The sequence below is a fragment of the Streptomyces sp. CA-294286 genome (genome assembly GCF_050947155.1).
Lineage (GTDB): Bacteria > Actinomycetota > Actinomycetes > Streptomycetales > Streptomycetaceae > Streptomyces.
In genome coordinates this window covers 3,520,081-3,533,210 of the sequence record NZ_CP192005.1, presented here as the reverse complement: position 1 = coordinate 3,533,210, position 13,130 = coordinate 3,520,081, and the positions used below count along the sequence as shown (strand labels likewise).

Here is a 13,130-nt window from a genome sequence, read left to right as displayed (position 1 = left end):
CCGTCAGCGCAGACCCGAAGACCTAAGACTCCGCCAGGCCCGAGCAACTTTCGACGGAGGCAAGGGCCCGGCGGGACCACCCGCTCACCAACAGAGAGGAGCAGTCATGGGCAGTATGCCCTTATGCCGAGCCGAAAACGATGGTGCGCCGTGGCCGGTGGCGGTGTTCGCCGCGCTGGTCTGTGGCTACGCCGTGGGCGTTCACCAGGAGGAATTGGGCGCCGCCGTGCAGGCATCGGCGGAGTTCGTGGGGCCGATCGTGGCCGAGCACATGGTGGGGGCCGTGCTGGCCCCGGTGATCGCCGGTGCCGTGGCGTGGGTGAAGCGCCGTCGATGACCGTTTGAGTGTTGAGGAGGGGCCCGCACCGTGCAGGCCCCTCCTCTTCGCCGTTCAGGCCACCTGGTCGAGCGCGGGTTGGTCGCCTTTCTCGGGGACGAGGGCGAGCTTGGTGGGCGCGTGGCCTGCTGAGGCTGCTCGGGCCTTTTCCGGGTCGGGTGTCGGGGGTTCGGGCGGGGGTGCCTGGCCTGCGCGCGGTACAAGGCCGAGGGGGGCGTCGGCGGCTTCCGTCGCAAACTGCGGCATGAGGGAGGTGTACGTGTCTGCGGTGAGGGAGTAGGAGGAGTGGCCCAGGAGAGCCTGGATGGCCTTCATGGAGAGGCCGGCGGCGAGGCTGAGGGATGCGGCGCAGTGGCGGAGGTCGTGGAGGCGGATGGGCGGGAGGCCGAGGCGCTTGATGAGGCGCATGAAGGTCTGGCTGACGTTGCGGGGGTTCCAGGGGCGCCCGTCGGCCATGGTGAAGACCTTGCCGCTGTCGACGTAGGGTCCGTACTTTTCCGGGTCTTCGCGGTGCTTGGCTTCCCACTCCAAGCGTTGTTCCTGCTGGACGTCGCGCCAGGCGAGGAGGAGGGCGTGTGAGGCGGAGTCGAGCTTGACGCCGCGTTTGCTGGCGCGGCTCTTGGGGGTGTCTTCGTAGGACCCGTAGGTGTTGCCGCCGGTGGCTATGGTCTCGACGATCTCGATGTAGCCCTCGACCATGTCGGTCTCGGCCCAGGGCAGGCCGACGGCTTCGCCGCGTCTGGGGGCGCGGAAGGCCATGATGTGCCACATCGGGTAGAGGGTGTGGTGGACGGCGGCGTCGAGGAATTCGCCGACCTGTTGGGGGGTCCAGACCATGACGGGGCCGGGCACTTCGCCGGTCTCGCGCCAGCGGGCGATGCGGGCGTCGGTCCAGACGAGCGGCTCGGGCTTTTCGTACTTGGGGAGTACGACCTCGTTGCACCAGTTTTCGGTGATCGACTTCTCTCGGACTGCGTGGGCGAGGGCCCCGGAGAGGGTGTCGAGGTACTTCTTCTGCCGTCCGGGCCCGGTGTCCTGTCGGGGCTGGGCTCGGGCCTCTTTGAGGGCGGCGCGGGCTGCGTCCCAGCGTTGGCGGTAGTGGTGGGGGCGCGGCTTGGGGGCGGCCTTCCACGCCGCGTGGGCGGCTTCGGCTTCCGCTTCGGCTTGTTGGGCGACGATCCGGTTGGTGGCCTTGATCTCGTTGTACGCCCAGATGTCCTCGAACATCGCCTGGATGTGCTGGGTGCGCAGGTCGATGAGCTTGAGGTGGCCGAGGGCGGGGATGAAGACGCGGTCGATGTAGTCCTTGTAGTCGTCGCTGGTGCCGCGCTTGAGGTCGACGCGCTTCCTGTGCCAGCGCAGGAGATATTCGGCGACGGTCTCTTTCGAGGAGGTGTCGACGCCGGCTGACTCTTGGTCCCAGAGTTTCTGGGCCGCCTTCTCGGCTTCTTTCTGGGTGACGAAGCCGCCCTTGCGGGGACGGCGGCGTTCGCCTCGGGGGCCGTCGGGGAGGTGGACGTAGTAGTACCAGGACCCGTGGCCGCGGGAGTCGAGGTGGGGGCATGCGGCGCCGAGTTCGTACGTCTTGGGTGTGCCGTTGGCGGAGAGCACGGGGTTGCCGTCGGCATCGAGCCTCGGTGCGGTGCACTTGCATCGTTTGTAGGTGCTGCCTTTGAAGGCCACGGGTTCCCCCTGGTGAGCTGGGCTTTCCTTACGTGTCCTGATCTTTCTGTAGCGAAGGAGGCGCTTCCTTGGCCGCCGTATGCTTTTGGCCAGGTGGCGCGGGGAAGATGGATGTGCCCACTTATGTCTGTTTCTTCTGGTGTCCGTCGTTCGGGTTCCGTTTCTCAGGGGATGACCCTGGATGAGGTGCTGGCGCTCCCGGTGAGCGTGAGCGTGTCGGTGGCGGCGCGGGCGTTCGGGATCGGCCCGGACAAGGCGTATGCGTTGATCAAGGCGGGGACGTTCCCGGCGATGACGGTGCCGGTGGGTGACACGTTGAAGGTGGCGACAGTGACGATCTGGAAGGCGCTCGGGATCTCACCCCATGCCTAATGTGTTGTCACCTATTCCTTATTGCAAGGAGATCGCAACAGGGCCCCCACCTGCACTTATGGGTGACACCGGATGAAAGCAATGACCTTGTAACCGTCCCAGCTTGCAGTGATGCCGCTCACATCTAAGTGTCGGCGCGACACCCGTTCCTGCGCTGACCTGCACGTTTGTCAACATGTTGGCAAGCTGACCAGCGAGTACAACCTCACATCTTGTCTAGACCAGTACTCTGGCCTATTAAGGAGCTAAGCGGTTGCTAACGGGCAGGCGACCGGGCTTCCCACCGGAGGGACTGTCATGGGTGGTCGGCCAACTGGCTACACGAGCATGGGGGTACTGCATCCTCACGAGACCAAGGGACTGCGCATTGCCGCTTCCCTGCTGCTGGATGAGCCGGCACCGACCAAGAGCGACGTGGTTCGCACCCTCAACAGCAAGGGGTACCGCACCGCACGCGGAAGCGAGTGGCGCACCTCGGTCCTGATGCGCACGCTCCTTCACCCCCGAATGGCGGGACTCGATGAGGAGGGCAATCCGATCGAGGACTTCGGCGAGACCGTCCTTACCGTCGATGAGCACAACAAGCTGAACGCGAAGTACGCCCCGTCCGCACATGACGAGGAGGGGGAGGCGCAGGCCGTACCCCGCCCGGCTTACGACTACCTCCTGACCTGTGGCCTGTCCGCGTGCGGGCAGTGCAAGCATCCGGCGGTGGGTGCCCGGGTGACCGGGGATGCCGCCCCTGGCTACCGGTGCCCGCCTCCCACCGAGGGGGTTGCCTCGTGCGGCGGCGTCCGGATGACCGCCGAGCGGCTGGAGACCGCCGTTGCGGAAGAGGTGTTGGCCGAGCTGATGCGCCCCGGCGTCCAGGAGCGACTGGCGCGCATGCAACAGGACATCAAGGACGAGGTGTCACGCCTGCGTGCCCACGTGCAGGGTGCGAATCAGAGGTTCGCCGAGCTCGGCGACCTGCACGGCCGGGGCCTGCTGGTGAAGGCTGCCTTCCTCGCCGCCCAGGACGCAACGAAGCAGGACCTCAAGGAGTCGCGCACGCGTCTGCGGAACCTTGAGCAGATCGCCGGCCTCGACATCAGTACGGTGACGGATGTCGTCGCGTGGTGGAACAGTGCACCGCAGACGTCACGCCGCGCCCTGGTGGGGCTTGTGATCGAGGTGGTGTACGTGCTGCCGTCCGGGCACGGACCGCACGATCCGCACGAGCGCATCAACATCGTCTGGCGCACACCGAGCTGACGACCAGGCACGGGATACTGGGCTGGCGGCCCGCCTTCGGCGGGCTCCGCACTCCCCCCACGCCGAGCACAACAGAACTGGAACATGCCTTGACTGCGCCGTCCCTGCGCCCCCTGTCCACGACGACCTGGGCCTGGGTGCACGACCGCATCGCCTGGGGTTTCAGCAACTGCGGGCTCATCGCCTCGGACGGTGAAGCGTTGCTGGTGGACACGCAGTTCACCCTGGCGGAGACCCAGGACCTGCTGGACGCGATAGCCGACAGCGTTCCAGGGGCACGCATCACCACGGTGGTCAACTCCCACCAGAACGGTGACCACACCTGGGGCAACCAGCTCGTATCCGGGGCGCAGTTCATCACCTCGACGGCCTCGGGTGTCAACCTGTGTCAGGAGATGACCCCGGGCCAGCTGACGGCGTTGAGCCGGTCGGCTCTGTCCACGCCGGTTGCCGCCTACGCCGCGGAGCACTTCGGATCCTTCGACTTCTCCGGGATCACCGTGCAGGGGCCGACCCGTACCTTCTCCGGCCGCCTGGAGCTCAAGGTGGGGCAGATGGTGGTGGAACTCATCGACCTGGGACCCGGGCACAGCCATGGCGACGTGGCCGTACATGTTCCCGAGGACGGAGTCGTGTTCGCCGGGGACGCCTTGTTCAACGGGGCCCACATGGTCGTCTGGTCCGACTCCCTGCGTGCCTGCATCAGCGCGTGCGACACCCTTCTCGGCACGGGTGCAGCGGTCTTCGTCCCCGGGCACGGAAAGATCACCGACCGGGGCGGAGTCACCGCCATCCGTGATCTCCTGGCCCGCGTCTTCGACACCGCTGCCGGTCTTGCCGCCGCCGGTGTCCCCCTCCGTGAGGCGGCACGTCGGGTGTCAGCTCAGCACGCGGGGCAGCTGGCGCACCCGGAGCGGCTGTTCACCGCCGTCGCGGCCGCTTACAAGGACGTGGGAGTCCCTGGCATTCCTGCCGGAACCCTCCCCCTGGTCGAAGGTATGGCGGACCTGGCGCAGGTCTGACGCTGCGGGATGGTACCGCTCGGGGTCCTGGGGCCGGTCGCAGCGGACCCAGTTCCCGTACGGCGGCGCGGGCGAAGGGGCAAACCCTGTCTCTACCCGGCGGCTGGTACCTGGCCGGTAGCGGTGAGAGCCCCGGCGGTCGTTTCGCATTCGGCTGCGGGGACGACGAGCATGAGCCGCTGGGAGCGGGCGCCCATCGGCTCGTATGCGCGGAAGACGACTTCGAACTCCGCGTCGCCGTGGCCGGGCAGGTACAGCCAGCGCCGGTCGCCGTCGGGGTGGGTGACGGTCGTCAGGTCGCTGGTGAGGAGACGTGCGGCGACCTTGTCGCGCTGCTTGATTTCCTCGATCACGGCCTGGAGCTGCTGGTCCTTCAGATTCGCTTCCGCGCGCAGCCGCAGCTGGGAGGCCATGGGCTTGGCCCAGTCCTCTTCCCAGTTGATCAGCTGCAAGCGGGCTTCGGGGTACGTCAGGGCCCAGACCATGACGTTGACCCCGTGCTTCATCCACGGCCAGTCCCGGCCGGCGGCCTCGTTGTACATCAGGACGTTCCACGCCCAGTCGGAGATGTAGGCGGGCCAGGGCTGTACGCGTATGAGCGCGGCCGTGGACGGGTCCACCTCGGTGGTGGGCTTGAAGACCTGCGGAGGGACTTCGCCCCAGGTGTAGATGTAGAGGGTGTGCCGTTGCGCCTCGTCGAGGTCGAGAACACGGACGACACTCTCCAGCAGTTCCTTGGACGGTGTGGTCATCCGGCCGGCTTCCAACTTCTGGTACCAGCCTTCGGTGATGCCGAGCACGGAGGCCATCTCGGCCTGGGTCAGGCCGAGTTTCGTGCGCTGTCCGAACTTGGCGGTGAACCCGGCCACCTGGTTCGGATCACACCTGTTGCGCCAGTCCTTCAAGAACGGCGTGATCGGCCGAGTTGTGGTCATACCTGCGCTATCCCTCACGTTTGGTAAAGAAGTGCAAAACATATGGGCGATTGGTTGGGCATATCACCCAAGCCGGTTCCCCCGCCCGCGTACGTGAACATCCTTCACGCCACACACGCAACTGGACATATGAGCGTAATGGCACGCATATACGCGGGAGGACAGCGGGGTACCGGGAGCAGCGGTACCCGTTCCGTCACTACCGGAAGCGCAACCTCCGGCTTTTCGCCTCGAACTGACGACCGAGCAGGTGCCAAGGTTGATGTGCCGCAGGACGCCCGCAGGGGGCCTGCGGACGGGCTCCGCAACGGCCGACCAGTCCGCGCCGAGCTGCACCGACCAGAACCGCAAAAAAGGGGACCCCCATGGGACGCAGCGTCTTCATCACCGGTGGCAACCGAGGCATCGGCCTCGCGATCGCCCAGGCCCTGGCGGCCGACGGTGACAAGATCGCGGTCACCTGTCGTTCGGGAGAACCCCCCGCAGGAATCCTGGGTCTGGACTGCGACGTCACCTCGACTGAGGACGTCGACAAGGCTTTCAAGCGGGCCGAGGAGGAACACGGCCCCGTCGAGGTCCTGGTGCACTGTGCCGGCATCACCCGGGACCGGCTGCTCATGCGCATGTCGGAGCCCGACTTCACCGACGTCATCGACACCAACCTGACGTCCGCCTACCGCGTGGCGAAGCGCGCCAGCCGCGGCATGCTCCGCGCCAAGGGCGGGCGCATGATCTTCGTGTCCTCGGCCGTGGGCCTCCTGGGCGAGGCAGGCCAGTCCAACTACGCGGCCTCCAAGGCCGGGCTGGTCGGCTTCGCCCGTTCCCTCGCCCGCGAGTACGGCTCACGCGGCATTACCTCGAACGTGGTCGCCCCCGGCCTGACGGCCTCCCGCATGACACAGGGCCTCCCTCAGGAACGGACCGACGCGCTGCTGTCGCAGATCCCCCTGGGCCGTATCGCGCAGCCGCAGGAGATCGCCGCAGCCGTGCGCTTCCTGGCCAGCCCCGCCGCCTCGTACATCACCGGAGCTGTGCTTCCGGTCGACGGCGGCGTGGGCATGGGCCACTGAGCCCACAACTGGCGGACACCCAGGGGGCGGTCCGAACACCGCGGGGGCGCAAGGAAGCGGCCCCGGAAAGAGGGGCACCGGCAACGTGACCATCGACGCGCAGCGCGTAGCTGCGCTCGCAAAGCTGCCCAGGCGGGGACGACAGGGCAGCAGCAGTTTCGACCCGTCGCAGTTGACCCAGGTTTTGGGCCTGTACGGCGGGACGGATGACCGGCTGGGAAGGCCGGTCGCATGGAGCTCGGCGGCGTGCGTGAACCGCACGGGCGGGGACGATGCATCAGGGCCGGAGACCACGGGGGAGGAGGCGCGCGCGGTGTGTGCGCGCTGCCCGATCCGTGAGGACTGCGCGAGGGCCTTGATGGCGGGTGCGCCCGCCGCAGTACGTCAGTGGCGTAAGCGGGCGGACGGGGGTCGCGCGCAGGGCCACTGAACGGCAGGAGGGGAAAGGGCCTGCGGTGGTACCGGATTCCGGTGCCGCCGCAGGCCCTTCGTGCGTTTCGGGGGTAGGGGTTCGCGGCTGAGCGTGAGGGCTGGCGGAGGGCAGTTCGCGGCCTAGGGGCTCGGCCTTCCGAGAGCGCGTTTCCGCAGCTCAGAGCGCCAGAAAAACCCCAACTTGCATGTGGCGTGGATCACTTGCCCCCAGGCTCGGGGAGCTGGACCCTCCCCCAGCTCATAGTAGAATTGGATTACAAGGTGAGGGCAGGAAGTCACACCGAAAACACCTCTTGGAAACCAAAATGCTGCGCAAGCTCAAGATGACCCAGATCCACGCCAACCCGAACCAGCCGCGCGAGTACTTCAACGAGGAAAAGCTGAACGAGCTGGCGACGGCCATCAAGACCTACGGCCAGATCCAGGCCATCGAGGTCCGGCCCGACAACGAGAACGGCGGGTACGAGATCGTCTCCGGTGAGCGCCGCTACCGCGCCCACCAGATGCTCGGGCTGACCACGATCAAGGCCACGATCACCTCGGAGAAGAGCGAACTTCAGCGGTTCAAGCGGTCGATGTCGGAGAACGTGAACCGTGAGGACATGACCCCCTTCGAGGAGGCGCACGGATACCAGCGCATCCTGGACGAGGAGGAGGGTGCGACGGTCGAGACGGTCGCCAAGGACTTCGGGAAGACCGTGGCATACGTCAAGCTGCGTCTTCAGCTGCTGGACCTGCGGGTGGAGTTCCAGGAGCTCGTGAAGGAAGAGAAGATCGGCACTCAGGCGGCAGTGCAGATCGCACAGCTGAACTTCGCCAATCAGGGTGCGCTGCTGAGCAAGTTCGTGCGCGGTGAGTTCAAGTCGGACAACGAGATCGTGCACTTCGCGTTCGCGATGAAGCAGCAGCAGGACCAGCCGGTGCTGATGATCGTCGAGGACATGACGGAGGAGCAGCGCGCGGAGCGCACCGCGACCCGCACCAAGACGCGCAGCACGCTGGACGACATCGAGCGCCTGATAGCGAAGCTGGACGAGATCGCGCAGACGGACCCGTTCAAGCTGGCCGAGGCCCTTGAGGGGCAGATCGGGGCCCAGCAGGAGAAGTTGGAGCGGGTGGCCAAGACGCTGACGAAGGCGCGGTTCCAGCTGAAGCAGGCCAAGGCGCACGCGGAGGCCAAGGAGGTCGTGACGGTCAACCCGGAGGCGGAAGCCCCGCAGAAGGTGGCCGTGGAGGTCAGCCCGCAGGCGAAGGCTCCGGAGAAGGAGCTTGTGGCGGTCTGAGAAGGGGCGTGGCGGCCCGCGCGAGCGGGCCGCCCCTCGGCCTGGGGGCGGCCCTTACGCCCCCTCCCGCAAGCCTCTCTGCCGCTGGAGCACCGTCATGAGCAGCACTTCCCGCCGGCCGCAGTGGACTTCCCTGCAGCGCGCCGACTTCGACCGCACCGCCCACCACGCACTTCCCCTGGAACCGATTCCGGCGCCCATCCCGGCCGCCGTTGACAGGTCGGGGACCGAGGCCCTGTTCGGCGAGCCCGTACCGGCACCGCAGCGGCGGCCTCGCACCGCTCCGGCGAAGCCACAGGACGCCGACGGCCAAGACGAACTTTTCTGATCAGGAGACTGTGATGCCCGTACGCCTGGACCCGCCCGCACCGGCACGACCTGCCGGAGGCTGGAACCGCCTCTCCCTCAACGCGCACATGTGGCACGGAGGCCAGCAGTGTGCCCTGCGCCCTCGCTCGTACCCGACGTTCACCGAGAGCCAGAACACCTTCCGCGCCCGGTGGGGCGGCTTCGGAGACTGCATACAGCCCGGGGCCGACTGCCGGTCGTGCCCTCTTCTTCAAGCGAGGGAGGTGATGCCGTTGAACGCGCCCGCGGTGCTGGTCAGGATCGAGACGCTGCACGTCGGGGACGTGTTCACTACGGCGGCGGTGGACAGGCTGTGGCTGACGCTGGGGCCCGAGGATATGTCGTTCCAGGAGCGGGAGCCGTGGACGTGGGAGCGCCTGGCCCGCCTTGAGGGGTGGGCGGTGGGGGCTCCGTACCAGGACGCCGCCAGCGCGGGGCTGTGGGTGCACCGCACCGCCCACGCTGTCGCTCCTCATGTGGAGGTGCGCACGAAGTCCTGGTCCTCGATGACGCGGCACGCGTTCCTGGTGGGGGGCGTGAGGGCGGCGCTGCTGACGTGCTCGGGCGGCTGCCGCCACGACAGCGGTGAACTTCTCAACCGCATCGGGCACTTCGTGCCGGAGGAGCCTGATGACGACCCGCTGGGAATGCGGGTGTGGAGGGTGCCTGTCCCTGCGGGGGCGCGCGGTGACAGGAGGCTGGTGCCGGGCAGTGATCATGTCGCCCTTCAGGAGGGCAGCAGGCTGGTTGCCCGGCTGTCATTCCATGGCGGCGGGTGGTCGCAGGCCCAAGTGGCAGGGGCCTGGGCGGCGCTGCTGGATCACGTGGCCTGACAGCCCCTGGCACTGGAACTTCGCTCCGCCAGTCCCACGGTCCCTCGATCGGGGCTGTGAGCAGGTGTTTTGGTGGGGGGTGTTGTTTCTCGGCAGGACTGGACACCCCCCTCGTTCATAGTAGAATTTAGACAAGAGGGAACGGGAAAGCCCCTCCCGGCCACCAAGGAGGAGCGCATGTCCACAGCACCGGTCGAGTGCTTCGAGCGGTACGGCCACGACGCACCCGAGTGCGAGAACTGCGAGGGCTCAGGGCAGGATGCCTACCTGCTCGGGCCGTACGAAGTGCCACGCGAGTGCCCCGACTGCCACGGCTCGGGGCGCGCCCTCAAGTGCCCGGACTGCTCCGACGGGACGTGGCCCACTGGAGACTCCTGCCCGTCGTGCGACGGCTACGCCTTCTTCCTCTGACCTCAAATAGGCCGTAACTACTGAAAGGAATGCCATGACCCTTACGCTTGGCGACTCCCTGACCCGCGCCGCCCTCACCGCAGGGGGCGGATTCACCCGACACCACTCCGACGACGGCGCTCTCCGCCTCGCCATCCGCACCGAGGATGGAACCCAGCACTTCCAGCGCCCCGCCGGCGGAGGGGCAAGCGACTGGCGGGCCACCGATCTTGACGACCCGCTGGGGGACTTCGCGTTCGACGAACCCGTCTCCGCCGCCTGGGGCAAGGGCCTGGAAGCCCTGGCATCCGGCACCCCGACCCCGAAGGGCGCATCATGAGCTTCGAGAAGGACGATCACGTCACCACCGCTTCGCCCGTACCTGCGGACAGGCTCCCCCCGTTCGGCGTCGTGACAGGGCACGGCACCTGCCCCTTCAGCGGCGAAGAACTCATCATGGTGCGCTGGGACGGATCACAGAGGGCCACCCCGCATCGGCCGAGCAAGCTGGCATACGTGGACTGAGACCCCTTGAATAGGCCGCAACATTAAACCGTGCTAGGTTCTTGATCGTTGTCAGGTTCAGGCACGACTTGACCACCCACCGCCTTCCGGACGGGCAGCGACCCCCCGCGCCCCGCCCGCCCGGAACGGCTCGTCAGATACGAGCCACCCCTCAGGCCGGGACCCGCCCACCCAGCGGGTCCCGGCCCACCCACGGAGACACCCAAGATGCCTGCCGACCCCATCCCCTACGACACCGACCTCTACGCCGCACTCATCGCCGAGCGGTACGGCCGCCCACTGGCCGACATCCTCCAAGAGGCAGCCCCCCGCCCCGTGCAGGAACTCCTCAAGGAACAACGCCGCCGCCCCGCGAAGACCCGCAGGCCCCAAACCCCCATCCCCAGCCCGGACCCGAACGCCGCCGAACACTGCGCCATCGCCTACGCCGCGACCGCACCCCGGCGCCCGAGAAACACGTGAGCACCGACATGACCGAGGAGCGGTTCCGCCGCCAGGTCCGACAGCTCGCCGCCATGCGCGGATGGACCCTCGCCTACCACACCCACAACTCGCGGCGCAGCGACGCCGGTTGGCCCGACGAGGTCTACGGCCACCCCAAAGCAGCGCGAACCCTGTTCGTGGAACTCAAGACCAACACCGGCCGCATACGACCCGCCCAGCGCGAATGGCTCCAGCACCTCGCCGGATGCGGGTTCGAGGTCGCCCTGTGGCGGCCCCGCGACCTCGGCCTCATCGTCAACACCCTCGCCCCCGCCGGGCCCCGCGCCCAGCTCCCCGACAACCTCTAAACCGAAAGACCATCATGACCGGCAACGACCACACCCACGGCACACCCCCGCACCCGGGTTCCGTGTGGTGCTCCAGCTGCGACAGCTGGTTCAACATCATCACCAACACCTGCCGCTGCAACAACCGTTGACCGCGATGCTTGACCACATGAACCACCCCGCGAAGCCCATCACCGCCGAGCCGTCCCCCCAGCCCCCCCCACGACCAGCACCACGACGCTCTGGCCGTGATCGCGGACCTGGCGAACGGCCTGTGCGAACACCTTGCCGACGACCAGTGGCGCACCGCAGACCGCATCCGCCATCTCGCCGAAACCGCCCTCGCCGCCAACACCCCGAACGGAGCCTCCTGATGCACGTACGGTTCGACACCCTGCCCGCCCCCCACCGCAGCCAGGAGGCGTTCGACACCGCCCGAGCCCTCCGGGAACGCCCCGGCGAGTGGGCGCACATCGACACCCACGAAACGATCAACCGGGCCGCCAACCAGTCCCACCGCATCCGCACCGGCAAACTCGCCGCGTTCCGGCCAGCGGGCACATTCGAGGCGAAGGCGCACAGCACCCGAGAGGGAACCGCCGAGGTCTGGGCCCGCTACACCGGCCCCAGCGAAGAGCGGGCCATCTGAGCAGAGTCAGGGGCCTCCCCTCCTGCCGACGACAGCGCCAGAGTTAGGCCGCCTACCAGTACGACAGGGAATGGGTAGGGGCCGTCTATCTGTGGGACACCGGAGACGGGGGGTGGGCTGCGGCGCGGGGTACGGCCACACCATTCACCCCCGACCTACCACGGCACCGTCATTCGCAACGCCGCCACCCGTGCACTGCTTTCACTACTCGGACTGCAGGCGCAGAAGTAGCCTCCCTGCGCGAAGCCCTGCGGAGACCCACGTCCGTAGGGCTTCCTGCTTACCCCGGTCACAGCCCCCGGCGGGACCAGCGCAGCCCTTCCACCACCGTTGCGCCCGTCCGACGAATCAACACACGGATAACCGCGAGTTAATTACCTGCACACCTTAAGAGCGATAGAGCACCCGCACCACGAATTCCCCATCATCCAACGATTGCAGATAGTCAGTAAAATATCTCCGATATTTCATATCTCCATCCCGCCACACACCACTACCCTCGGCATGAAAATTGGAACTATCCATCCAGTCTCCATCTAGGTTCAAAATAGCGTCAGTGGGAAAGACGTTCAACCTGCTGGACTCTACGAATTGATCGATTCCCCCTTGCAGCCATCCAACAGGATCGAATACATCATTACGGTAAGTTGAGGGTAGCCATTCAGCAGCTGCCGCGGCAGTAACGAACTCTTGCGCTAGGTATCGCTTTTGCACCTCAAGCATAGAAGGCTTTCCTGCATCGCACGCCTGGCGGTATATTTCATCCACTGAAGCGGCCTCAGGATACTTTTGAGCGAGTTCTGCCAGTTTATTCCACCTGGCTGCCTCTAGGGCCTCAACGCGCGACATCTCTGTATTGAAATCGAGCAAGGCAACCGGGCCCCCGTCACACCTACTGAGAGGGATCTCACGCATCTCTCCTCTAGGGCCCAGCATGACACGCACCAAACGATCATCATGTTCCAAACCAGCTTTAACAAAGAAGCACTTTTCATGATGGCCATTATAAATCCACCAACTATCCCATTCCCCCTGCCACTCTTTACCTGGTCGACTGAGATCGTCGTTTTGATCATACGGAGAAAGTGCCTGAGTAAGCAGATTCATTACATCCTCAGATTTTCCCGAGGGTAGACAGACTGTGACTACGCTTCTCGACATTCTTCATTCCTAGACTTGAAAGAAAACTGAGGATAAGTGGGCCCCGCGCCTTGCGGGACCCACTTA

18 protein-coding genes are annotated in these 13,130 nt (G+C 66.4%); 15 read left to right on the top strand and 3 right to left on the bottom strand.

Features of this window, described 5'->3' with window-relative positions; all coding sequences use genetic code 11:
• Positions 1 to 106: 106 nt before the first annotated feature.
• The gene (locus ACQPZG_RS20540) at positions 107 to 337 is read left to right on the top strand and encodes a hypothetical protein (RefSeq protein ID WP_433547206.1); all 231 of its coding nucleotides are present in this window, start codon (positions 107 to 109) and stop codon (positions 335 to 337) included.
• Positions 338 to 391: 54 nt separating this feature from the next.
• Here the strand turns inward: ACQPZG_RS20540 and ACQPZG_RS20535 are convergent, their stop codons facing one another.
• The gene (locus ACQPZG_RS20535; protein WP_433547205.1) at positions 392 to 2,020 is read right to left on the bottom strand and encodes a tyrosine-type recombinase/integrase; all 1,629 of its coding nucleotides are present in this window, start codon (positions 2,018 to 2,020) and stop codon (positions 392 to 394) included.
• 171 nt (positions 2,021 to 2,191) lie between these two features.
• On the opposite strand from ACQPZG_RS20535, the gene ACQPZG_RS20530 reads away from it, so the two are divergent.
• The 3 genes from ACQPZG_RS20530 to ACQPZG_RS20520 all read left to right on the top strand — a co-directional run bounded on the left by ACQPZG_RS20530 (position 2,192) and on the right by ACQPZG_RS20520 (position 4,668).
• Positions 2,192 to 2,392, top strand: coding sequence for a DNA-binding protein (locus ACQPZG_RS20530; protein ID WP_433547204.1), 201 nt, complete (start codon positions 2,192 to 2,194; stop codon positions 2,390 to 2,392).
• A gap of 327 nt (positions 2,393 to 2,719) precedes the next feature.
• Positions 2,720 to 3,646: a hypothetical protein gene (locus ACQPZG_RS20525; protein WP_433547203.1), complete on the top strand. Its 927-nt coding sequence runs from the start codon at positions 2,720 to 2,722 to the stop codon at positions 3,644 to 3,646.
• Positions 3,647 to 3,735: 89 nt separating this feature from the next.
• Entirely contained in the window at positions 3,736 to 4,668 is a 933-nt protein-coding gene (locus ACQPZG_RS20520) for an MBL fold metallo-hydrolase (RefSeq protein ID WP_433547202.1), read from the top strand.
• A 92-nt stretch (positions 4,669 to 4,760) separates the two neighbouring features.
• Here the strand turns inward: ACQPZG_RS20520 and ACQPZG_RS20515 are convergent, their stop codons facing one another.
• Positions 4,761 to 5,603 carry a helix-turn-helix domain-containing protein gene (locus tag ACQPZG_RS20515; protein ID WP_433547201.1) on the bottom strand — a complete coding sequence of 281 codons (843 nt, stop codon included), beginning with the start codon at positions 5,601 to 5,603 and terminating at the stop codon, positions 4,761 to 4,763.
• A gap of 365 nt (positions 5,604 to 5,968) precedes the next feature.
• On the opposite strand from ACQPZG_RS20515, the gene fabG reads away from it, so the two are divergent.
• From fabG to ACQPZG_RS20460, 11 genes are all read left to right on the top strand, one after another.
• Positions 5,969 to 6,673: a 3-oxoacyl-ACP reductase FabG gene (gene fabG / locus ACQPZG_RS20510; RefSeq protein WP_433547200.1), complete on the top strand. Its 705-nt coding sequence runs from the start codon at positions 5,969 to 5,971 to the stop codon at positions 6,671 to 6,673.
• 737 nt (positions 6,674 to 7,410) lie between these two features.
• Positions 7,411 to 8,388: a ParB/RepB/Spo0J family partition protein gene (locus ACQPZG_RS20505; protein ID WP_433547199.1), complete on the top strand. Its 978-nt coding sequence runs from the start codon at positions 7,411 to 7,413 to the stop codon at positions 8,386 to 8,388.
• Positions 8,389 to 8,485: 97 nt separating this feature from the next.
• The gene (locus ACQPZG_RS20500; RefSeq protein ID WP_433547198.1) at positions 8,486 to 8,716 is read left to right on the top strand and encodes a hypothetical protein; all 231 of its coding nucleotides are present in this window, start codon (positions 8,486 to 8,488) and stop codon (positions 8,714 to 8,716) included.
• Between the two features lie 253 nt (positions 8,717 to 8,969).
• The gene (locus ACQPZG_RS20495; RefSeq protein WP_433547197.1) at positions 8,970 to 9,569 is read left to right on the top strand and encodes a hypothetical protein; all 600 of its coding nucleotides are present in this window, start codon (positions 8,970 to 8,972) and stop codon (positions 9,567 to 9,569) included.
• A gap of 177 nt (positions 9,570 to 9,746) precedes the next feature.
• A complete protein-coding gene (locus ACQPZG_RS20490; RefSeq protein WP_433547196.1) occupies positions 9,747 to 9,980 on the top strand; it encodes a hypothetical protein in 234 nt (77 codons plus the stop codon).
• Positions 9,981 to 10,014: 34 nt separating this feature from the next.
• Positions 10,015 to 10,299, top strand: a complete 285-nt coding sequence (locus tag ACQPZG_RS20485) for a hypothetical protein (protein ID WP_433547195.1) — start codon at positions 10,015 to 10,017, stop codon at positions 10,297 to 10,299.
• The gene (locus ACQPZG_RS20480; RefSeq protein WP_433547194.1) at positions 10,296 to 10,484 is read left to right on the top strand and encodes a hypothetical protein; all 189 of its coding nucleotides are present in this window, start codon (positions 10,296 to 10,298) and stop codon (positions 10,482 to 10,484) included. The genes ACQPZG_RS20485 and ACQPZG_RS20480 overlap by 4 nt, the downstream gene beginning before the upstream one ends.
• A gap of 207 nt (positions 10,485 to 10,691) precedes the next feature.
• Positions 10,692 to 10,946 carry a hypothetical protein gene (locus tag ACQPZG_RS20475; RefSeq protein ID WP_433547193.1) on the top strand — a complete coding sequence of 85 codons (255 nt, stop codon included), beginning with the start codon at positions 10,692 to 10,694 and terminating at the stop codon, positions 10,944 to 10,946.
• Complete coding sequence (locus ACQPZG_RS20470; protein WP_433547192.1) at positions 10,943 to 11,275, top strand: VRR-NUC domain-containing protein; 333 nt, start codon at positions 10,943 to 10,945, stop codon at positions 11,273 to 11,275. Before ACQPZG_RS20475 ends, ACQPZG_RS20470 begins: the two co-directional genes overlap by 4 nt.
• 227 nt (positions 11,276 to 11,502) lie before the next feature.
• Entirely contained in the window at positions 11,503 to 11,628 is a 126-nt protein-coding gene (locus ACQPZG_RS20465) for a hypothetical protein (protein ID WP_433547191.1), read from the top strand.
• A complete protein-coding gene (locus tag ACQPZG_RS20460) occupies positions 11,628 to 11,903 on the top strand; it encodes a hypothetical protein (RefSeq protein ID WP_433547190.1) in 276 nt (91 codons plus the stop codon). Before ACQPZG_RS20465 ends, ACQPZG_RS20460 begins: the two co-directional genes overlap by 1 nt.
• A gap of 387 nt (positions 11,904 to 12,290) precedes the next feature.
• Here ACQPZG_RS20460 and ACQPZG_RS20455 read toward each other — a convergent pair whose 3' ends face one another.
• Entirely contained in the window at positions 12,291 to 13,010 is a 720-nt protein-coding gene (locus ACQPZG_RS20455; RefSeq protein ID WP_433547189.1) for a hypothetical protein, read from the bottom strand.
• Positions 13,011 to 13,130 lie beyond the last annotated feature (120 nt).